Origin of the sequence: Streptomyces sp. 184, from assembly GCF_045781775.1 — a bacterium.
In the GTDB taxonomy this organism is placed as follows: Bacteria; Actinomycetota; Actinomycetes; order Streptomycetales; family Streptomycetaceae; genus Streptomyces.
The window spans coordinates 235,926-256,692 of record NZ_CP123230.1; the positions used below are offsets into that span (position 1 = coordinate 235,926).

Below are 20,767 nucleotides of genomic sequence, written 5' to 3' on the forward strand. Positions count from 1 at the left end.
TGGCTCACGGTGCCGTTGAGACCACGGTGACCATCAGATCTGTGCGCCGCGCGCGCACTGCCCGGCAGACGGCCGGAAGAACCCGCACGACGCCGTACGACAGCGCAGCCAGATGCTGTCCTCGTACGGCCCATCCAGCGAGGAAGCCCATGTCCGACCACCCCGCTCCCGCCGGGAACGCCGACCCCCGCCAGGGCCGGTTCGCCTCCCGGCGGCGCCGCGCGGGCCGCGCCCTGCGCGCCCGGCTCTGGCGGGTCACGCTGCTGCCGGTGACCGCCGCGCTGCTGGTGGGCGGCGCCACGACGTACGGCGCGCTCATAGGCGGGTCGACGAGCGCCGAGACCCGCATGATCATCGGTGCCGGAGTGCTGGCCGTGGTGGGCATCACGGTCCTGGCCATACTCCGCATCGGCGCGCTCGCCGACGCCCTCGACGCCGAGGAAGACGCCCGTACCGAACGCAACCTGGAGCTGACCGCGCTCCTCGAAGCCGCCCAGGGCGAGCTGCTGCGCCTGGTCGACCAGGCGCAGCGCGGCGAACGCCCCGAACCCGACGCGCTGGCGCTCACCTCCCCCACCGGCTACGCCCCCGCCGGCGGGGGTACCCCCGCCGCCCGGGCCGCCGACGTCACCCCCGAGTCGGTGGAGCGGCTGGTGCACGCCACCGTGCACGCCGCCCTCAAGGCCGTCGTGGACGTCTCGTCCCGCGGCCGCATCGAGGTCTTCGTCAACCTCGCCCGCCGGCTCCAGAACCTGGTCATCCGTTCCCTGGACGAGCTGGACGGGCTGGAGAAGCAGGTCGAGGACCCGGACCTGCTGCACGGCCTCTTCCAGCTCGACCACCTCGTCACCCGGCTGCGCCGCCAGGTGGAGAGCCTGGCGATACTCGGCGGCGCCGTGCCGCGCCGCATCAGCCGGCCGATGCCGGTGAACGCCGTGCTGCGCTCGGCGGTCTCCGAGGTCGAGGACTACGGGCGCGTCAAGCTGGTGCCGCCGATGACCGGCGTGCTCCAGGGTGGCGTCGCCCCCGACGTCATCCACCTGATCGCCGAACTCGTCGAGAACGCCGCCGGGTTCTCCCCGCCCGAGACCAAGGTCGAGCTGCGCGTCGAGCCGGCCGCGGCCGGGCTGGTCGTGGAGATCGACGACCGGGGCCTCGGACTCCAGGGCGACACCCAGGAGCGGATGAACACCCTGCTGAGCCGGGCCACCCCGACCGCCGTGGACGAGCAGATCAAGGACGGCCGCATCGGCCTCCTCGTCGTCGCCCACCTCGCGCGCCGGCACCGGATCCCCGTACAGCTCCAGCGCAACGTCTACGGCGGCTGCCGCGCGACCGTGCTGCTGCCCAACGCGCTGCTGATGGACCCGGAGGAGAAGAGCGACCGGGCCGGCGCCGCGGCTGCCCGCGAGCAGCAGCACGCCGCGGCCCCCGCGCCCCAGCAGCAGGCGCCCCAGCAGTCGCAGTCGCAGCCGACGCCGCAGTCGCAGCCCGCGGCTGTCGCCGCCGACGCCGCCGCGCACCGCCCGGCCGCCGTCGCGAGCGCCGCCCCCGCCCCGCTGCCCGCCGGGACCGCCAACGGCGTGGCACGGCAACGGCAGCCCGGCGCCCCCGAGACCGCGGGCGCCCACCAGATCACCGCCGGGCCCGAGGCCACCGGCGCGCAGCGGATCAACGGCGCCCCCGGGACCGCGGGCGCCCACCGGGTCACCGGTGCGCACGAGGGCACCGGCGGCCACGACGTCCTCGGCGCGTACGACCACACCCCCGCGTACGACGGCACCGACTACGAGAGCACCACCGCGTACGAAGGCACCGCCGCCCACGAGCGCACCGCCGCCCACCCGGCGCCCGGCACCGGGCACCCCGACGCCACCCCGCACACCCCCGCGGCCGGCTACACCCCCCGCCACGCCGCCCCGGCTCCGGCTCCGGCCCCCGGGCCTCCGGCCGCCGGGCAGCGCCCCCCGCTGCCCGAGCGCTCCGGCAGCCACCTGGTGCCCGAGCTGCGCCGCGAACCCGGCTCCCCCGCCGGCTACGCCCTCACTGGCGGGGGTACCCCCACTCCCGGCGCCGTACCCGGCCACGCGGCAGCCCCCGCCAGCCCACTCAACACCGGCCTCATGGCCAGCTTCACCGCCGGCTCCCGCGCCGCCGAGGACGGCGACCAGCGCGCCGCCGACCACGCCGACGAACGGTTCGGCCCCGCCCCCACGCACCAGCACCGATCCACGGAAGGCCCGTCTTCGTGAGCGAAAGCCTCGACTGGCTTCTGGCCAACTTCGTCCAGCAGGTCGCCAGCGCCCGTAGTGCCGTCGTCGCCTCGACGGACGGCGTGCGGATGCACGCCCACGACCTCGACACCGCCTCCGCCGACCGGCTCGCCGCGGTGTCCACCGGGCTGTTCTCGCTCGGCGCGGGCATCGGCACCGACACCGTGCGCGGCGTGCGCCAGGTACTCGTGGAGCACGAGGACGTGGTGCTGTGCGTGATGGCCGCGGGCCCCGGCGCGATCCTCGCGGTGCTCGCAGAACCGGACGCGGACCTGGGGGTGATCGGCTACGAGATGGGCCAGTTGGTCAAGCGCGTACCGACGCACCTCACCTCCCCCGCGCGGACGGCCGCCGCCGCGGCCCCGGGCCCCGCCCGGTGACATGACGTCGTACGACGACGCCCCCTGGGTGACCGACGGAGCCCCCCGGTTACGCCCGTACGCGGTGACCGGCGGGCGGACCGCGCCGACCCGCCGGCTGGCCCTGGAGACCCTGGTCATGGCCGCCCGGACGCTGCCCCGCGTCCCGTTGACGCCGGAGCACGACGAGACGCTGCGGGAGTGCCGGGCGGGCCCCCGCTCGGTGGCGGAGGTGGCCGGCCGGCTGGGGCTGCCGGTGGCGGTCACCAAGATCCTGCTCTGCGACCTGCTCGACACCTGCGCGCTCATCCTGACGGCGCCCGCGGGCCCGCCCGACCCCACCGACCCATACCTACTGGAGAAGGTCCTTGTCGGACTACGCAATCTCTGACGACTCCTTCGTCCCGCTGAAGATCGTGATAGCCGGCGGGTTCGGGGTCGGCAAGACCACGATGGTCGGTGCGGTGAGCGAGATCCCGCCGCTGACGACCGAGGAGACCCTGACCGCCGCGAGCGTCGACCACGACAGCCTGGACGGTGTGCCGGAGAAGGACGCGACCACCGTCGCCATGGACTTCGGCCGCATCACCCTCAGCGCGCACCACATGATGCTGCTGCTGTTCGGCACGCCGGGCCAGAAGCGTTTCTGGTTCATGTGGGACCACCTCGCGAGCGGCGCCATCGGCGCCGTCGTCCTCGCCGACACCCGGCGGCTCGCGGACTGCTTCGCGGCCGTCGAGTACTTCGAGCGGCGCGGCCTGCCCTTCGTCGTGGGCGTCAACGAGTTCGACGACGCCTACCACTACACCCCGGACGAGGTGAAGGCCGCGCTCCATCTGCGCAGCGACACCCCGGTGCTGTGCTGCGACGCCCGCGCCACCAGTTCGGCGCGAAACCTGCTGATCAGGCTGGTCGAGCACGCGCACGCCCGGTCCGTGGCGGCCAGGGCCGAGGGCTCGGCCGCACCCGAGCCGGCGGCAGCGCCCGAGTCCGCACAGCCCGTGCCCACCTCCCCACCGAGGAGCCCCGCATGACGACCTACGACCACCACACCGCCCGCCATCTGATGACCGACGGGGAGCAGGACCAGGAGCTGGAGCGGCGCAAGCAGCGGCTGCACGAACTCGGCCTGGGCGACCGGCCGGACGCGGAGTTCGACGCCTTCGCCGCCCGGCTCGCTGAGGGCGCCGCGTCGCTGGCGCAGTTGGGCGGGACCCCGTACGCGATGGTCAACCTCATCACCGACCACCAGTACTTCACCGGCCTGTACGCGCCGCCCGCCGACTGGGCCGACCCCAGCCTCGCGGAGCAGCCCGGCAAGCCGGAGGTCAGCCGGATCATGGACCGCGACCACGGCTACTGCCCGCACGTCGTCGGCCGGCGCACCGCGCTGGTGCTGCCCGACGTGTGCGCGTACCCCCGCTTCGCGGGCAACCCGGTCGTGGACCAGATCGGCATCCGCACCTACATGGGCGCGCCGCTCATCGACCCGGTGACGGACGTGACCCTGGGCACCGTGTGCGTGGTGGACACCGAGCCGCGCCCGTGGGGGCGGCAGGCGCAGGAGGGGCTGGAGTTCATCAAGACCCAGGCCCGTTCGCTGATGGAGATCCTCGAAGAGCGCAGCCGGGGCCGGGTCGGCTGACCGCTCCGGCGGCCGGGCCGCGGGGGCGTGCGGAGGTTTCGGCGCGCCCCCCGGGCCCCTGCGCCCGCGGCTCCGCACCCTGCGGGCGCACGGGCCGTCCCGTTCCGGTACGGGCCCGTGGCGATCTCCGGTGGCGGCGGCAGGACTGCCTAGCGGTGCATCCCGGAGACCTGTTGCCTCACACCACCTGGCGGGACGCCATCGCGTGCGGCGCGAGGCGCGCCGACCACGGCTCGTGGTCCGCGCCGAGCGCGACCTCCGCCAGCCGCAGCCGCTGGACGTCGGAGGTCCCGGCCGGCGGTAACACGTGGTACGCGTCGCGCAGATACCGCTCCACGGCCATCTCCGGGTAGAGCCCGCAGGCGCCGTGCACCTCCATCGCCGTACGCGTCGAGTCCAGCGCGGACTCGACGTTGACCAGCTTGGCGTTCTGGAGTTCGGCGTCGCACGGCAGCCCGCGGTCCAGCAGGTACGTCGCGTGGTACGCGGCCAGCCTGGCCGTCATCAGCCGCGACTGCATCTCTCCCAGCCGCTGCTTGACGGTGCCCAGCTCCGCCAGCGGCCTGCCGTAGCGGATCTGCCGCGCGGCGAAGGCGGTGGTCTCCTCCACGAGCGCCTGATGGATGCCGAGGGCGACGGCGGTGAGGTTCGGCCTGCCGTACAGGATGCTGGAGGAGTACGCGACCGAGAGCCCGTCGCCCTCCTGCCCCAGCAGGTTCGACGCCGGCACCCGGCAGTTGTCGAAGATCACCTCGCCGAAGCTGAAGCCGTGCAGGCCCATGGAGGGCCGGTGCGGGCCCAGCATGCAGCCGGGGCGGTCGGCCTCCACGAGCAGCGCCGACAGGCCCTTGGAGCCGGCCCCGGTGCGTACGACGACGCCGTGGAGATCGCCGACGTGGCTGTTGCCGACGAACACCTTGCGGCCGTTGACCACGTACTCGTCGCCGACGCGCTCCGCGTTCGCCGACATCCCCAGCACATGGCTGCCGGACGTGGGTTCCGTGACGGCGATCGTCGGCATGCAGACGCCGGCGCAGATCAGCGGCAGCCACGTCTTCTTCTGCACCGCGCTGCCGAAGTGCACGATCTTCGCCACGCCGAGCTGCGACGCCTGCACCATCGCGCCCATCGCGGCGCTCACGCGCGAAAGCTCCTCGATCACGATCGTTTTGGCGAGGTGCCCCATCTCCATCCCGCCGTACTCGGCCTCGACGGTGACGCCGAGCCAGCCCTGCCGGGCGATGTCGCGGGACAGCTCGTACTGCACGCTCCGCGACTCCTCCATCCCTGCGACACGGGGGCGGACCTCGCGCTCCGCGTAGGCGCGGACCTCCTCCCTGAGACGTATATGACGCTCCGTGAGGAAGTAACCGTCCATCTGAGTCTCGCCTTCTGGGGTGCAGGTGGGGTGAGCAGGTCGGCGTGGGCCTGTGGTGACAGAGGCCGGATCGGGCCTCCACCCACGGTGATGATTTATCGCCTTCGCCGCAGCACCCCGAAACGCTCGCTTCCGGGTCGTTCACCTCCCTGTACGCACGTCGTCGCGCTCCGCGCCCGCCTCGTATGCCTGTTACGGGCCTTTTGCTCGCCGCCCCGCCGCGGCCGAACGCCCCCGGAACGGCCCTCGCCCGGCCGGCAGCGACCGGCCGGGCGGATATGGCGGTGCGTCAGCCGAAGGCGACGGAGAAGCGGCGGTTGGCCAGGCTCGGGTTCTTCGCCCGCACCTCCGCCACCCGCGCGGTGTCGAGGACCGCGGACGCCACCCCCGGCATCTCGCCGGCGGAGGCGGCGAGCTGGCCCATGGGGTCGACGATCGCGCTCTGCCCGCACCAAGTGGGTCCCGTCTGGCCGCAGCCGAGGACGTAGACGGTGTTCTCGATCGCGCGGGCCCGCAGCAGGGTGGTCCAGTGGTCCTCCTTGGCCGGCCCGGCGACCCAGGCGGCGGGCACGGCGATGGCCTCGGCCCCGGCGTCGACCAGGAACCGCGCCATCTCCGGGAAGCGGAGGTCGTAGCAGGTCATCACACCGACGGTGAGGCCGTCGAGGGTGAAGGTCAGCGCCTTGGCGGGCTGCGGCTGGATGCGGTCGGACTCGCGGTAGCCGAAGGCGTCGTAGAGGTGCACCTTGCGGTAGACGCCGAACTGCTCGCCGGTACGGTCCACGGCGAGCACGGTGTTGCTGGGCTTGCCGGCGCCGCCGGGCGCGGCCTCCGTCATCCCGGCGACGACGGCGATGCCGTGCTCCTTGGCCAGCGCGGCGATCGCGGTGGCGAACGGCCCGTCGACCGCCTCGGCCGCGGCGGCGGTCTCGGCCTGCGGGTCGGGGTTGGCGTACATGGCGTTCTCGGGGAGGACGACGAGGTCGGAGCCGCGCGCGGCGGCGGTGGCGACGAGGCCGGCGGCGGTGCCGAGGTTGGCGGCCTTGTCGGTGGTGGCGGCGAACTGGGCGACGGTGGCGAGCATGAGTGGTGGTGCCTTTCGTGTCGTGGAACGGGTGCCGGCCGGGGCTCTGGATCAGATGCGGCCGGCCAGTGCGTCGGTCTCGGCGACCGCGGCGCCGAAGCCGGCCAGCAGCGCGCCGTGCTGCATGGTCAGGACCAGTTGGTCGGCGCCGTGGGCCAGCGCGAACGCCTTCTCGGCCGCGGACCAGGCCGGCAGCACCCACGGCTTGCCGGCCGCCCGGGCGGCGTCCGCGACCGCGGCGAGGTCCGCGAAGTCCGCCTCGCCGCGCGTGTACGCGCCGCGCGCGCGGCGCATCGACAGGTCGCTGGGGCCGACGAACACCCCGTCGACCACCGGCAGGTCGAGGATCTTCTCGATCTCCTCGATGGCCCCGGCGTCCTCGATCATCGGGTAGACCCGGGTCTCGCGGTCCTGCCGCGCGATCCAGTCGTCGTCGAACCCGCCGTAGCCCGCGGTCCGGCCGCCCGCGAAGCTGCGGTCGCCCAGCGGCGGGAACTTGCCGTACGAGCAGACCTCGGCGGCGTGCGCCGCGCTCTCCACGTGCGGGACGACGACGGCGGTGGCGCCGAAGTCCAGCGCCTGCTGGATCGGGCCGCGTTCCGGGCCGAGCACCTTGGCCAGCACGTCGAGTTCGAGCCGGCGCAGGAACGGGATGAAGCGTTCCAGGTCGGCGAGGTCGAAGGCGCCGTGCTCGATGTCGAGCACCACGGCGCCGTACCCGGTGGCCGCGACGATCTCGGCGGTGGCGAATCCCGGGTCGGACAGCCAGGCGGCGTAGGCGCGCCGGCGGTCGGTCGTGCGCGGGGGCATGAGCCTCCTCGATAGTAGGTATACACTGCGTATACACATGCAGCGACAGAGGGCGGGGAGCGTGTCAGTCGACGAGAGCGGCGGTGCGGTGACGGCGCGGGCGCGGGCGTACAAGTGGGTCAGGGAGGCCGTCCTGCTCGGGCGGTACCCGGAGGGCTCGTTCCTGGAGGAGAAGGTCCTCTCCGAGGCCGCCGGGGTGTCCCGGACACCCGTGCGCGAGGCGCTGCACCGGCTGGCCGCCGAGGGGTACCTCGACCTGCTGCCGCGGCGCGGCGCGCAGGTCCGCCGCGTCACCGTGGCCGAGATGATCGAGACGTACGAGATGCGCCAGGTCCTGGAGATACACGGCTTCCGCACCCTGTGCGACAAGCGGCTGGAGATCCCCGCCCGGCAGGCCGAACTGCTCGACCAGATGGGGGACGCGGAGCTGCTGGCGCGCTGCCGCACCGGCGACCGGGAGGCCATCGCCGAACACGGAAAGCTCGACTTCCAGTTCCACTTCGGCTTCGTCCGGGCCACCGGCAACACCGTGCTGACCGACCTGTTCCGCAGCCTCCAGCCGCGCCACCAGCGCATCGGCGTCTCGGCGATAACGATCCGCCCCGGCCGGCTGCCGCTCATCATGCGCGAGCACACCGCGCTGCTCGACGCCCTCGCCGGGCACGAGTTCGAGACCGCGGCCCGTACGATCCGCACGCACCTGAACCCCGACGACACGGTGGTCGCCCACCTGCGGTGACGGACGGCGGCCGGGCGCGTGCACCGTCCTCACGCCGCCGCCATCTCGCGCCACAGCCGGCGGCGCTCCGCCTGCTGGGCCGGGTCCGGCACCGGCGCGGCGGCGACGAGCCGCCTGGTGTACTCCGTCCGCGGGTGGGTCAGCACCTCGCGCGCCGGGCCGTGCTCCACCAGCCGGCCGTTCTGGAGCACCGCGACCTCGTGCGCGAGGAGTTCGACCACGCCCAGGTCGTGGCTGATGAACAGGCACGCGAAGCCGAGCCGGTCCTGAAGCTCGCGGAACAGCCGCAGCACGGTGGCCTGCACGGACACGTCCAGCGCGGACGTCGGCTCGTCGGCGATCAGCAGCTCCGGCTCCAGCGCCAGCGCGCGGGCGATCCCGACGCGCTGGCGCTGGCCGCCGGACAGCTCGTGCGGGAACCGGCTCGCCCACGCCGCCGGCAGCTCGACCTGCTCCAGCAGCTCGGCCACCCGGGCGTGCGCGGCGGCGCGGTCGGCGCGCCGGTTGACCAGCAGCGGCGCGGCGATCGAGTCGCCGATCGACCAGCGGGGGTTGAGCGAGGCGCCGGGGTCCTGGAAGACCATCGAGTACGTCGGCCGGAACGCGCGCAGCCGGCGTCCGGACAGGCCGGTGACGTCGGTGCCGCAGACCTCGACGGACCCGGCGGTCGCGCGGGCCAGCCCGACGACGGCCCGGCCGATGGTCGACTTGCCGGAGCCGGACTCGCCGACCAGGCCGAGGACTTCGCCCTTGCCGATCGTCAGGCTCACGCCGTGCACGGCCTTGAACCCCTTGCGGCCCAGCCGCCCGGGGTACTCGACCTCCAGGTCCCGTACCCGCAGCGTCGTGTCCTTCGCTGCCTCCGGCCTGGTCGCCGCGGCCGGCTCCGCCTCACCCGGGAGTGGGGGCACCCCCGCCAGTGGGGGCACCCCCGCCGGTGGGGGCACCCCCGCCAGTGAGGGCGTAGCCGGCGGGGGAGAGGGCGTAGCCGGCGGGGGAGGCGGCTTGGGCACGGCGGCCAGCAGCCGGCGCGTGTACTCGTGCCGGGGCGCGGCGAACAACTGCCCCGCGGGCGCCTCCTCGACGACCTCGCCCTCCTTCATCACCACCACGCGGTCCGCGATGTCGGCGACCACACCCATGTCGTGGGTGATGATCAGCACCGCGGAGCCGAGGTCGCGCCGCAGGCCGCGCAGCAGTTCCAGGATCTCGGCCTGCACGGTGACGTCGAGCGCGGTCGTCGGCTCGTCGGCGATGATCACCTCGGGGGAGCCGGAGATCGCCATGGCGATCATCGCGCGCTGCCGCTGACCGCCGGAGAGCTGGTGCGGATAGCTGTCGACGCGGCGTTCGGGATCGGGGATGCCGACCTTCGTCAGCAGCTCGACGGCCCGGGTCCGGGCGTCGGCCGCCGTGACCTTCTCGTGGCAGCGGATGGCCTCGGCGATCTGCCGGCCGACGGTGTAGACGGGGTTGAGCGCCGTCATCGGCTCCTGGAAGATCATCGCGATCCGCTTGCCGCGGACGGTGCGCAGCGCCTCGTGGCCGAGGCCGAGCAGCTCGGTGTCGTGGAAGCGGATGCTGCCGCGGTGCCGGGCGCTGCCGGCGACCAGGCCGAGCACGGACATCGAGCTGACCGACTTGCCGGAGCCGGACTCGCCGACCAGCGCGACGACTTCGCCGCGGCCGACGGTGAAGCTGACGTCCCGTACGGCCGGGGTCCACTCGCCGGCGACGCGGAAGTCCACCGACAGCCGCTCGACGCTCAGCACGGGCCCGGGCGCCGTGCCCCCTTCCGCCGCCTCCTTCTTCGCGCCGGTCACTTCGGGCCCGCCGCGGTTTCGGGCGTACGGGTGTTGCGGTCGTACTCCGCCAGGTACGCGGCGCAGAAGCCGAGGACCCGCTCGATCCACACCTTGCCGGTCTCGGCGCTGCCCAGGCTCACGTCGCCGGTGCAGCCGGTGGCGCTGATCTCGGAGAAGTCCCAGAGCACCGTGCCGGGTACGGGCTGGCCGGGGATGGCGGCCTCGGTGTAGCTGGTCGGCGTCCAGCCGGCGGGGGAGGAGAGCCCGCCGGGCTCGGCCAGCTCGCTCTGCACCTGCTCGGGGAACATCGCCAGCATCGCCGAGTGCTCCGGCTCGGCGCCGTGCCCGTAGGCGGTGGCCGGGTCCTCGTACACGTCGCGCATCAGGGCGTAGCCGAGCTGCCAGGGGTAGAGGTGGCCGATGAGCACGCCGAAGTCGCGCCGGGCGTCGAGGGCGGCGCCGGTCACGGGGCCGACGTTGCCGCCGTTGTTGTCGACGATGACGATGCGCCGGAAGCCGGAGGCCACCAGCGCCTCGACGATCTCGTACGTGACGTTGCGCAGCGTCTCCTGGCTGAGCGAGAGGTTCCCGGCGAAGCCGCGGAAGACGCCGGAGTGGCCGTAGTTGAGGGCGGGCGCGACCCAGTGGCCGTGCTCGCGGGCCAGCCGGTCGGCGACCCACTCGGCGACGATCGAGTCCTCGTGGACCGGCAGGTGCGGCCCGTGCTGCTCGATGGCGCCGATGGGCAGCAGGACGACCGGGTCCTGCTCCGCCAGGTGCTTGACCTGCGTCCAGGACAGCTCGCCGAGACGGTGGGTGTCGGGCAGGGAGACGGCCATGGGATGCGGTTCCTTTCGCTGCTGTGCTGTTGGTGCCGTGGTGCGGTGACGAGCCGGTGCCGTGGTGCGCGGGGGAGGCGTCATGAGTCGGTGCCGCTGCGGCGCGGGTCGAGGAGGTCGCGCAGGCCGTCGCCGAAGACGTTCAGCGCCAGCACGATGAGGATGATCAGCACCGACGGGTAGACGAGCAGGCTGGGCTGGACCTCCAGGAAGTCGCGGCCCGCGCCGACCATCGTGCCGAGCGAAGGCAGCGGCGGCTGGGCGCCGAGGCCGAGGAAGCTCAGGCCCGCCTCCATCTGGATCGCGAAGCTCACCGACAGGCTGAGCTGCACGATCACCGGCGCGGCGACGTTCGGCAGGATCGTGCGCGTCAGGATTCTGCCGCGCCCGGTGCCCATGATCTCGGCGGCCTCGACGTACTCCACGCTGCGGATCGCGAGCACCTGGCTGTAGACGATCCTGGTGAACCGCGGGATGTACAGCACCCCGATGACCATCACGACGTTGACCAGCTCGGGACCCATCGCGGCCACCACGGCGATCGCCAGCACGATGGGCGGGAAGCTGAGCAGGATGTCGATGCCGCGCATGATGACGCTGGACACCCAGCGCCCGCCGTAGCCGGCGACCAGGCCGAGCGTCGTGCCGATGGCGCCGGCGATGAGCACCGCGGAGAGCGCGACGGCCAGGGACGTACGCAGCCCGATGAGCAGCCGCGAGAGGACATCGCGCCCGTAGTCGTCGATGCCCAGCACGCCGCCCTGGGTGAGCGGGGTGCCGGCGATGTCGCGGTAGTCGTGCGGCGCGATCAGCGGGGCGAACAGCGCGGCGGCGCAGACCAGCAGCAGGAAGCCGCCGGCGACGGACGTACGCCGGTTGCTCGCCAGCCCGCGCAGCAGGTGACGGGCGCCGCGCCGGGGCGCGGTGGCGGCGGGTGACTCTTCCCGAGCGGTGAGTTCGACGGTCGGCATGTCAGGCTTCCTCCGCCCGCGGGTCGAGGGCTCGTACGACCAGGTCGCCGACGAGGTTGACGAGGATGACGACGGCCGCGACGGCGAGGACGACGGCCTGGATGACGGGGTAGTCGCGCTGCCCGACCGCGCTCATCAGCAGCGAACTCACCCCGGGCCAGCCGAAGATCGTCTCCACCAGGACAGTGCTGCCGATCAGCGTGGTCAGCTCGACGGTCGTCGCCGACGCCACCGGCAGCAGCGCGGTGCGCAGCGCGTGGTCCTTGATCACCCGCTGCTCGGCGAGACCCTTGGAGCGGGCGGTGCGTACGTAGTCCGCGGAGAGCGTCTCCAGCATCGCCGCGCGCGTCATGCGCGTGATGACCGCGCACGAGGCGGCGGTGAGCGTGACCACCGGCAGGACGAGGATCTGGAGATGGGTCACCGGGTCCTGCCAGGGGGTGGTGAAGCGCTGCGGCGGCAGGACCGGCACGAGGAACGCGAAGACCATCAGCAGCAGCGTGCCGATGACGAACACCGGCAGCGAGATCCCGAAGATCGAACCGGCGACGAGCGCGTGGTCGGCGGGCTTGTCCGCGCGGGTGGCCGCGACCCGGCCGAGCAGCACGCCCAGCGTGACCGCGATGACCAGCGAGAGCAGCACCAGCTCCAGGGAGTTGCCCAGCCGGTTCGGCAGGTCCTGCATCACCGGCCGGCTGCTCATCAGCGAGGTGCCGAGATCACCCTGGAAGAGCCGGCCCCAGAAGCCGAAGTACTGGCTGACGAACGAGTCGTTCAGATGCATCGTCTCGCGGGTCTGCGCGACCTGCTCCTCGGTGGCGCCCTCGCCGAGCGCGGCGCGCGCCGGGTCGCCGGGGATGAGGCGGACGAGGAGGAACACGATGCTGCCGACGGCGAAGAGCTGGAGCGCCGCCTGCGCGAATCGGGTGAGGAGGAACCGTCTCATTTCTTGTCCATCCATATGCGGCGCAGCGTCACTCCGGTCCACGAGCCCTTGGGCGGATGCTCGTAGCCCTTGACGTAGTCGTAGTGCGCCTCGCCCTGCTGACGGCGTACGGTCCAGGTCATCGGCACCAGCTCCAGGGCCCGCCGCTCGACGTCCCGGTAGATCTCGTCGCGCAGCGCGCGGTCGCGGGTGCGGCGGCCCTCGGCGAGCAGTCGGTCGATGCGCTCGTCCTTGAAGTCGGTGTTCGCGGTGAACGTGCCCGTGCTGCCGACGAAGTCGCTGAGCGAGGCGGGGTCGCCGAACTTCGGCGCCGTACCCCAGGAGTGCACGGGGTACGACCTCGCCTCCACGCTGGCCCGGAACGTCAGCCACTCCTGCTGGGTGAGCCGCACGTCCACCCCGGCCTCCCGGATGCCGGGCAGCATGGCCTGGGCGGGGCGGGCGATGACCGAGTACGTGCTGGTGGTGACCACCGGCAGCGTCAGCCCCTCCTGGCCGGCCTTCTTGAGCAGGAAGCGGGCCTGCTCGGGGTCGTAGGGGAGGGTGCCGTCGAGGCTCTGCGAGTAGCGGGCGAAGGCCGGCGGCATCAGCGCCCCGTCGATGGGCCGGCCGTGGCCGAGGAGCGCGGTCTCCAGCACGGAGGGGCGGTTGATCGCCAGCGCGACGGCCTTGCGGACGCGGACGTCGTCGAACGGCGGCTTGCTGGTGACGAAGCCGACGAAGCCGAAGCCGAAGCTGCGGTCCGAGGCGAAGCGCAGCCGCGGGTTCTCGCTGATGACGTCGACGTGGGTGGCGGGGACGTAGTCGATCATGTCGACGGTCGCGGTGCGCAGGGCCGTCACGCGCGCGTAGTCGTCGCTCATCGGCTGGAAGACCAGGGCGTTGAGATACGGCAGCTCGGGCTCGAAGTACTCGTCGAAGCGCTCGAAGGTGGTGCTCACCCCGGGGATGCGCTCGACGAACCGGAACGGGCCCGTGCCCATGACCTGCGTCTTGGGATCGGCGCCGGACTCGATCCAGCGCTGCGAGACGACGTTCGCGGTGGGGTTGGCGAGGGCGAACGGGATCGTGGAGTCCGCCTGCTTGAGGTGGAAGAGGACCGTGGTGGCGTCGGCGGCCTCGACCTCCTCGACCAGGTCGAGGAGCGGGCCGGTGGTCGCCGCGGTCTTCTCGTCCATCATGCGGCGGAAGGAGAACGCGACGTCCTTGGCGGTCAGCCGCGAGCCGTCGTGGAAGCGGACCCCGGGGCGCAGCTTGACCTCGTACGTCCTGTCGTCGGCCCAGCCGAACTCGGCGGCGAGGTCACCGACGATCTCGCCGTCGCCGTCGTACTGGAGCAGGGCGTTGTACGTGAGCTGCCGCAGCAGGTCCGACGCGGCGCCGGTGGTGACGTGCGGGTCGAGGTTGGCCGGATCCGTGGAGAGCCCGAAGTGCAGCACCCCGCCCCGGCTGGGGCGGCCGGGCCGGGGCGTCACTTCCTCCATGGACGACGGCAGGTTGACCGGGCTGCCGCACGCGGCCAGCGCCGCACTGCCCAGCGCGCCGCCGCCTGCCGCGAGCAGGTGCCGCCTGCTGATTGGTGCCATTGACATCTCCACACATCGGGGCCAGGGGACGAGCCGTACCGGCGGTGGATCCACCGTGCATGTGGCAGGTATACACGGGGTCCACATGAGGGTCAACGGGTGTGCAGGGCCTGATTGCGGATGAGAAGCCGTGGTCAGCGCGGTGCGACCACGCGGGCGCGCGCGGGGCGGCGGGTCAGGGCGGGTGTACGCGGGAGCAGAGGCGGGGCCGGGGGTGGGACAGGTGTGTCTCAGGGGACGGACGCGACCGGGGAACCGGTCCGCGGTGGCCACCTGCCGGTAAGGAGGTACGGGGGTACGGGTACGCGGGTACGGGCCCCCGGGAGGGCGGTGGCGGCGGGCGGCTCAGGGGCGCCGTACGGGCGTCACAGCGACAGCCGGGTGCGGGCCTCCGCGAACAGCTCCGGGTACGCGCTGCCCCAGGTCGCGGCGGCGTGCGAGAGCGCGTCCAGGGCGGCCCGGAGCGGGTCGGGCTCCGCGGCGCCGAAGAGCGCGGGCAGCGCCATGGCCTGCTGGAGGACGTTGTCGAAGCGGCCGTCCGGGGAGTCCACGAGGGTCTCCGGGACCTCGGGGTCGGCGAAGAGCCGTCCGAAGGCCCGCCCCATGTCGTCGCACGGCTCGGGCGGGTCCTCCCCGCGGTCCACGGCGTCGAGACCGGCGGCTATCCACCCGATGCGGTCCAGCCCGGCCGCCGTCAGCGCCCGGCGCGCGGCCCAGCGGGCGAGGTCCCGCTGCGCCCGCGGGCCCGCGGCATCGACCTCGTCGATCAGGTCGCGGTCCAGCCGGACCATCGTCACGTTGCCCCCGGCGGCGAGCACCCGCTCGCTCGGTATCCGCCCGCCCCACCGCTGCCGCTCGGCCCGCTCGCGGGCCTCCGCGCGCTCGCGCTCCCGCGCCTCCCGCTCGCGGCGCGCGGCCTCGGCCAGCTCCTCGGCGGTGGGCGGCGGGGGGAGGCTGCGGGCGTGGTCGTGCCAGTACGCCGCCTTCCGGGAGGTCTGGCGGACGATCCGCTCCGGGGCGGGCGGGGCGGGCCAGAACTGGAGCAGGTAGTGGTCCACGGGCGGGCCGCCGTCGAGGACGGCCGACTCGGCGTCCCACTCGACGTCCATGCCGCGCGCGCAGTACCGCACCCGGTGGTCGGTCTCCGCCAGCTCCGCGGCGCACAGCTCCCCGTCGCCCCACGGGACCACCGACGTCCTCGGCGAGGCGGGCCGGAAGGAGACCTCCACGACCTCCTCCCAGCACTCCGCGACGGGCGGCGCCTCCTCGTGCACCTCGACGGTCAGCCCGACCCTGCCGGTGTGCAGCCCGGTGGTGAGGAACAGATGCCCGGGCACGGCGGCCCCGCACAGCCCGTTGCGCTGCCCGGCGCGCGGGTCCCACGGCTCGTCCTCGAACTCGCGTCGGCTGTCCACGTAGAACTGCATGTAACTCACGTGTAGTTCGCCGCTGTACACGGTGCGCATGCGGCCGAGTCTGCCCGCCGCCACTGACAACGGGACGGCGGGCGGCGGAGACGGCGGGCGGGCGGAGACGGCGGGCGGGCGGCCCGGGACCCCTACCGGGCGTGCGTGGGTACGTTCAGTGGTGCGGACATGCCACGTCGTGCGGTGGGAGGGAGGCGGTCGCGGTGGACGAGCCGCAGCGGACCGGCAGGCGGGGGTGGCGGGCGCGCCGGACGGTGGGCCTCGTCGGGCTGCTGCTCCTGCCCCTCGTGTGCCTCGCCCACGCGTGCGTCACCGTCTGGCTCTACCACCACACCGGCAACGCCGTCCGCCTGCTGCTCATCGTCCCGTTCCTCCTCACCCTCGTCCTCCTCGCCTGCACCCTCTTCGGCCTGTGGTTCCTGCTCGACGGCGACGACGGCCACGACGGCGCCCTCGCGACGGCGCTCGGCGGGCTGATGTTCGCGTACCTCTTCGCCTACATGGGCGCCGAGGACTGGATGCTGCGCTGGCAGGGCACCGGGACCACCTGCACCGTGCGCGGCGTCGAGGAGCGGCAGGAGTGGATCCTCTCGACCGCCGACACGCCCGACTCCCGGGCCCGCCAGGTCACCGCCTACGACTACGAGACGGCGTGCGAGGACCCCGCCGCACCCGGCGGGATGACCGCCGAGAACCGGGACTGGGAGGTGGGCGACCGGGTCGACGTGCGATACGACCCGTCGGCCGCCTGGGGCTCCTGGGGCGTCGCCCCGGCGGAGGAGCTGGAGCCCGGCAACGACACGATGGGCGTGAGCGCGGGGATCGTGACTCTCGGCACGGGGGTGTGGACGCTGTCGGTGCTGGGGTGCGCGGTGGCGGTCGGGGCGGTGGGCCGGTCGCGGCGGATGGCGGACGGCCCGGTGGACCGGCTCGTGGAGAGCGCCGTGGACAGCCCTGTGGACAGTGCCGCGGCCGGCCCCGTGCACGGCCCGGTTGACAGCACTGTGGACTGCCCGGTTCGTCCGCCGGACTAGGGCGCCAGCTTCATGTCGATCCAGGGGACGGTCTCGCCCGGCAGCACGTAGCGCTCGACTTCCACGAAACCTTGCTTGCGCGCGAACCGCAGCCCGCTCTCGTTGGACGACAGCACCACCGTCTCGATCTGCTCCGCGCCCAGCTCCCACGCCTTGAAAAGCCCGCGCGCGTACAGCTCGTCCCCGATGCCCTTGCGGCGGTGGTCGGCGAGGACGCGGGCGATGACGGTGGCGGTGCGCGTGTCGTCCTCCGGCGGGCGCACGGTGCTGGAGCCGACGAGGACGTCGCCGAGGTGGGCGACCTCCAGGTGGTGGCGGCGCGCGCGGTCCCGTACGTCGTCCAGGGACAACTGGTGCGTGGGGATGGTCACGTTGTGGACGTAGTGCCAGTCCCAGAGCGCGGCGTCGCCGACCGGCTGCGTGAAACGTAGATCGGACACCCCGGCAGCCAACCCCGCGGACGGGCCGCGCGTCAACTGCGATACGGGTGGGTGGTCAGTGGCCGCCGACGGGCTCGGTGCAGCCGCCTTCCATGTAGACGCCGTGCACCTCGATCTCCGCGGACGGGTCGGTGCTGCCGCTGATGCACGGGCCGGCCCCCGGCACGAACACGTCCCACCCGACGGTGCCCGGGCCGGCCTGCTGCGCGCTGAGGCCGTCCTCGGCGTAGCCGAGGTCTTCGAGTACGCGCAGGGTGCGCCGCTCGTCCTTGAGGTCGGCGGGCGCGGCGGCCTTGAGCGCGGCGGCGATGGCGGCGGCGTGCTCCTCGCCGCGGCACCGCTGGTCGGCGGAGACGTCGGTGGTCTTCTTGAAGGCGTGGTTCTCGGCGTACTTGGGGTTCTCGGGCTGCGCGCCGTCGCCCGCGCCGTCGCCCGCGCTCTCGCTCGCCCCGGCCGCGGGCTCCGGTGGCACGTCGCGGCACTTCTTCCCGATGTCCGGCCACGCGCGGTCGTGCTCCTTCCGCGCGGCTGCGGCGTAGTCCTCCGAGGTCGACGGGGAGCCGCTGCCGGACGGCGTGTCCGTACCGGCTTCCGAACCGCTCTCCTCGCCGCACCCCGTCATCACGACCGCGCCCAGACACACCGCGACCGCGGCGACCGCACTTCTCCGCATCCCGGACTCCCCCATCCCCGCCGCCGCCCCCCTGGCTTCGGCCCCGGACGAGTCTGGCCTAACGGCGCACGTGCCGCTGTAGCGGGCGTCACCTTTCGGGCAGAGGAGGAAAGATCATCGCAGAGGCGGCGGGCAGGTCGGCGTGGACCGTGCGGCCGGGGGCGCGGACTTCGGCCCGTACCGCGGTGTCCGTGAGGTTGAAGACGGCGAGGTGGCCGTCCGCGAGGGCGGCGGCCACGCCCGGGGTGTCGGTGGCCGGGGGCGGGGCGGCGGCGAGGGCGCGGGTGCGGGAGGCGCGCTGGGCCGGGTAGCCCACGGCGGTCAGCGGGGCGGAGGGGCCGGCGGAGAGGGTGACGGAGGTGGCAGTCACGCGGATCGGGTGGCCTCCGCCGCGTACGACGAAACCGGCCCGGTCGTCGACGTTGACCCAGTTCCCGGTGAAGCCGTGCGTCGCGGGCACCGCCGCCGCGTCGTGCCAGGCGGCGCCGTCGGCGGACACCTGCACGCGGTACTCCGCGCCGTACGCCGCCTCCCACCCCAGCCGCACCCGGTCCACCCGGTGCTCCGCACCCAGGTCCACCGCCAGCCAACTGTCCGCCCGCGGGCGCTCCGCCCTGGCGACCGCCCAGCGGGTGGCGGGGTCGCCGTCCGTGGCGTGCCGCGCCGGGTACGCGGGGTCGGCGGAGGAGGCGGTGACGGGACGGCCGCGGGCGAGGTCGGTGCCGGCGCCGGGGTCGGTGCCGGGGTCGGTGCCGGGGGCGTACGCCTCGATGTGCCAGAGGGAGTAGCCGTACTGCGTCGCGGGCCGGACGCCGAGGATCCGTACGTGCCGTGCCGCGACGGCGGGGAAGCGCACCTCGTCCACGCCGCCGTCGCCGCCGCCCGGCGCCAGGGTGACCGCGCCGCCGGTGCCGTGGAACGTACGGTCGCCGTCGAGGCCCCGTACGCCGGGCATGGCCAGCGCGTGCAGCCGCAGCCGCCCTTCGTCGGCGCCCAGCCCGGACGTGGCGTACACGACGGCGCCGGTGGGCAGCGTCGCGTAGCCGGCGCGGCCGTGGGCAAAGCTCAGCACGGTGGCGGAGCCGTCGAAGCCGTCGCGGGCCTGGGTGTAGCGGGAGACCTTCCGGCCGGTGACCGCGAGTCCGGTGCCCGGCAGGAACGCGGGCGCCGTACCGGTGACGTCGAAGAGCCAGTCGTCGTGCTCGGGCAGGAACGCGAACTTCACGTGCCCCGCCTTGCTGACCGCCATCGCCAGCGCGCTCGCCGACTGGTGCGCGACCAGGCCGACTTCGGCGCCGTAGTCCGCCGCCCCCGCCACGCTCGCCCAGTACCGGGCCTTGCCGACCGGTGCGACGTCGCCGTGCAGCCGGTCGCGCCAGGCGTGCAGCAGATAGGCGATCGCCACCTCCGCGCGCGCCTCCGGCTCGTACTTCGGCTCGCCGCTGAACTTCGTCAGTCTGTTCGCGGGCGGGTACGCGAGATACGGCTCCAGGTGCGCGGCGAGCATCCGCTCCGAACGGGCGACGTACGGGTCCGCCTGGCCCATCCGGCGCCAGGTCAGGGGGAGTACGTCGCGGCCGTAGAGGTGGTAGCGGTCGTTGACCATGGGGTGCGAGGACAGCCCGGCGGCGGTGCCGAGGTGGGTCATCGTGCGCCAGAGGCCGTCGGCGTTGGGCTGCTTGGCGAGCACTTCGGGCAGCGGGGTGCCGGCGATGAGGAAGTGGAGGGCGTTGCGTCCGGGGTACGCGCCGGTGGACTGCTGGTACATGGGCGCGTAGGTGCCGTGGTTCTCCACGACGTGGCCCTCGTACATGTTCTGCGCGGTGTTCCACTCAAACACCGGACGGCCGTCGATTTCGGTGTCGTTGTCGCGGTCCGCGGAGGGCAGACCGGTCATGTTCGACAGCCACCGGGTCAGCCACTCGCGCCAGACACCGGCCTGGGCATGGCCCGGGTGGTACGCGAGCCCGGTCGCCAGCGGCATCGACTTGGCGCCCATCTCCTCGATCTTCGAGTCGCCGCGGTACCCGCCGGCAAGCCCGTTGGACGCCCACCCACCGCTGCGCGGATCCTCACCTTCGCCGAGCCCCGCGACGTACTGCGCGCCGCGCACGGCGATGGCGTCGACGTGCGCGCGGGTCGCGGCGTCGAGTTCGCCCCAGAGCAGCCGCGCGGCGGCCACGAAGTACGACTCGAACGTCCCGTCCCAGAACACCCGCCCACCCCACTCGTACCCGCCACCGCCCCAGGTCGCGCCGGTGGCCCAGAAGTTCGTGGCGGCGAAGTGCCGGACGGTCCGTACGGTGTGGTCGGCGAGCGTGTCCCGGTCGACCCCGGCGAGGCCGTCGTCGTACGTGCCGTGGGTGAGCAGCACGGCGTTGCCGAGGACGCTGACGAACCGGAAGTCGGCGAGGGGATACCGCCCGGCGCCGTCGTCCCACTGCGTCTCGACCCAGCGGGTGTGACGCAGCAGAAGCCGGTGATAGAGCAGCGCCTCGGGACTCTCCGCGGCGGACGCGGCAGCACCGACCCCCGGCGAGCCGAGCGCGAACCCGGCGGCGGTGGCACCGCTCGCAAGAAGAAACCGCCTACGGGGCAGGGGAGTCGGGGTCGCCATGAGGAAAGCCTCCCGTCGCCACGGACCGGCCCCCGACTGTAACCCCTGGCGGGCGGGGGCAGTAGATCGCCGCAGGGCTGGCCACACAGAGATCCGGCAGGGGCCCGGCCGACCTGACAACGGCCCCCGCCACGTGGCGGA

Annotated in this window: 19 protein-coding genes; 7 read left to right on the forward strand and 12 right to left on the reverse strand. The window is 73.6% G+C overall.

Annotation, left to right across the window (positions count from 1 at the left end; translation table 11 throughout):
• Positions 1 to 149 precede the first annotated feature (149 nt).
• From QBL21_RS00890 to QBL21_RS00910, 5 genes are read left to right on the forward strand one after another with little or no spacing between them, the layout of a single operon-like run.
• Positions 150 to 2,252, forward strand: coding sequence for an ATP-binding protein (locus tag QBL21_RS00890; protein WP_407560017.1), 2,103 nt, complete (start codon positions 150 to 152; stop codon positions 2,250 to 2,252).
• A complete protein-coding gene (locus tag QBL21_RS00895) occupies positions 2,249 to 2,653 on the forward strand; it encodes a roadblock/LC7 domain-containing protein (protein WP_407560018.1) in 405 nt (134 codons plus the stop codon). Before QBL21_RS00890 ends, QBL21_RS00895 begins: the two co-directional genes overlap by 4 nt.
• Position 2,654: 1 nt before the next feature.
• Positions 2,655 to 3,023 (forward strand): DUF742 domain-containing protein, encoded by a 369-nt coding sequence (locus QBL21_RS00900; protein WP_407560019.1) that lies wholly within the window; start codon positions 2,655 to 2,657, stop codon positions 3,021 to 3,023.
• Entirely contained in the window at positions 3,001 to 3,666 is a 666-nt protein-coding gene (locus QBL21_RS00905; RefSeq protein ID WP_407560020.1) for a GTP-binding protein, read from the forward strand. Before QBL21_RS00900 ends, QBL21_RS00905 begins: the two co-directional genes overlap by 23 nt.
• Positions 3,663 to 4,277, forward strand: a complete 615-nt coding sequence (locus tag QBL21_RS00910; protein WP_407560021.1) for a GAF domain-containing protein — start codon at positions 3,663 to 3,665, stop codon at positions 4,275 to 4,277. The genes QBL21_RS00905 and QBL21_RS00910 overlap by 4 nt, the downstream gene beginning before the upstream one ends.
• Positions 4,278 to 4,455: 178 nt before the next feature.
• On the opposite strand, the gene QBL21_RS00915 is transcribed toward QBL21_RS00910, so the two are convergent.
• The 3 genes from QBL21_RS00915 to QBL21_RS00925 form a co-directional block, all read right to left on the reverse strand.
• Positions 4,456 to 5,655 carry an acyl-CoA dehydrogenase family protein gene (locus QBL21_RS00915; protein ID WP_407560022.1) on the reverse strand — a complete coding sequence of 400 codons (1,200 nt, stop codon included), beginning with the start codon at positions 5,653 to 5,655 and terminating at the stop codon, positions 4,456 to 4,458.
• 289 nt (positions 5,656 to 5,944) lie between these two features.
• The gene (locus tag QBL21_RS00920; RefSeq protein ID WP_407560023.1) at positions 5,945 to 6,739 is read right to left on the reverse strand and encodes a carbon-nitrogen hydrolase family protein; all 795 of its coding nucleotides are present in this window, start codon (positions 6,737 to 6,739) and stop codon (positions 5,945 to 5,947) included.
• Between the two features lie 51 nt (positions 6,740 to 6,790).
• Positions 6,791 to 7,549, reverse strand: coding sequence for an HpcH/HpaI aldolase family protein (locus tag QBL21_RS00925; RefSeq protein ID WP_407560024.1), 759 nt, complete (start codon positions 7,547 to 7,549; stop codon positions 6,791 to 6,793).
• Positions 7,550 to 7,610: 61 nt separating this feature from the next.
• Here QBL21_RS00925 and QBL21_RS00930 point away from each other — a divergent pair, with 61 nt between their 5' ends.
• Positions 7,611 to 8,288 carry a GntR family transcriptional regulator gene (locus QBL21_RS00930; RefSeq protein WP_407560025.1) on the forward strand — a complete coding sequence of 226 codons (678 nt, stop codon included), beginning with the start codon at positions 7,611 to 7,613 and terminating at the stop codon, positions 8,286 to 8,288.
• 29 nt (positions 8,289 to 8,317) lie between these two features.
• On the opposite strand, the gene QBL21_RS00935 is transcribed toward QBL21_RS00930, so the two are convergent.
• The 6 genes from QBL21_RS00935 to QBL21_RS00960 form a co-directional block, all read right to left on the reverse strand.
• A complete protein-coding gene (locus QBL21_RS00935) occupies positions 8,318 to 10,111 on the reverse strand; it encodes an ABC transporter ATP-binding protein (RefSeq protein WP_407560026.1) in 1,794 nt (597 codons plus the stop codon).
• Positions 10,108 to 10,932: a creatininase family protein gene (locus QBL21_RS00940; RefSeq protein WP_407560027.1), complete on the reverse strand. Its 825-nt coding sequence runs from the start codon at positions 10,930 to 10,932 to the stop codon at positions 10,108 to 10,110. The genes QBL21_RS00935 and QBL21_RS00940 overlap by 4 nt, the downstream gene beginning before the upstream one ends.
• A gap of 80 nt (positions 10,933 to 11,012) precedes the next feature.
• Positions 11,013 to 11,903 carry an ABC transporter permease gene (locus QBL21_RS00945; protein ID WP_407560028.1) on the reverse strand — a complete coding sequence of 297 codons (891 nt, stop codon included), beginning with the start codon at positions 11,901 to 11,903 and terminating at the stop codon, positions 11,013 to 11,015.
• 1 nt (position 11,904) lies between these two features.
• Positions 11,905 to 12,849 carry an ABC transporter permease gene (locus QBL21_RS00950; protein ID WP_407560029.1) on the reverse strand — a complete coding sequence of 315 codons (945 nt, stop codon included), beginning with the start codon at positions 12,847 to 12,849 and terminating at the stop codon, positions 11,905 to 11,907.
• Positions 12,846 to 14,441, reverse strand: coding sequence for an ABC transporter substrate-binding protein (locus QBL21_RS00955; RefSeq protein ID WP_407560030.1), 1,596 nt, complete (start codon positions 14,439 to 14,441; stop codon positions 12,846 to 12,848). The genes QBL21_RS00950 and QBL21_RS00955 overlap by 4 nt, the downstream gene beginning before the upstream one ends.
• A gap of 359 nt (positions 14,442 to 14,800) precedes the next feature.
• Complete coding sequence (locus QBL21_RS00960; protein ID WP_407560031.1) at positions 14,801 to 15,901, reverse strand: hypothetical protein; 1,101 nt, start codon at positions 15,899 to 15,901, stop codon at positions 14,801 to 14,803.
• 164 nt (positions 15,902 to 16,065) lie between these two features.
• On the opposite strand from QBL21_RS00960, the gene QBL21_RS00965 reads away from it, so the two are divergent.
• The gene (locus QBL21_RS00965; RefSeq protein ID WP_407560032.1) at positions 16,066 to 16,896 is read left to right on the forward strand and encodes a hypothetical protein; all 831 of its coding nucleotides are present in this window, start codon (positions 16,066 to 16,068) and stop codon (positions 16,894 to 16,896) included.
• Here QBL21_RS00965 and QBL21_RS00970 read toward each other — a convergent pair.
• The 3 genes from QBL21_RS00970 to QBL21_RS00980 form a co-directional block, all read right to left on the reverse strand.
• Positions 16,893 to 17,336, reverse strand: coding sequence for a GNAT family N-acetyltransferase (locus QBL21_RS00970; protein WP_407560033.1), 444 nt, complete (start codon positions 17,334 to 17,336; stop codon positions 16,893 to 16,895). The two genes, QBL21_RS00965 and QBL21_RS00970, sit on opposite strands and share 4 nt — an antisense overlap.
• Before the next feature lie 55 nt (positions 17,337 to 17,391).
• Positions 17,392 to 18,009: a hypothetical protein gene (locus QBL21_RS00975; RefSeq protein ID WP_407560034.1), complete on the reverse strand. Its 618-nt coding sequence runs from the start codon at positions 18,007 to 18,009 to the stop codon at positions 17,392 to 17,394.
• Positions 18,010 to 18,097: 88 nt separating this feature from the next.
• The gene (locus QBL21_RS00980; RefSeq protein ID WP_407560035.1) at positions 18,098 to 20,626 is read right to left on the reverse strand and encodes a discoidin domain-containing protein; all 2,529 of its coding nucleotides are present in this window, start codon (positions 20,624 to 20,626) and stop codon (positions 18,098 to 18,100) included.
• Between the last annotated feature and the right edge of the window lie 141 nt (positions 20,627 to 20,767).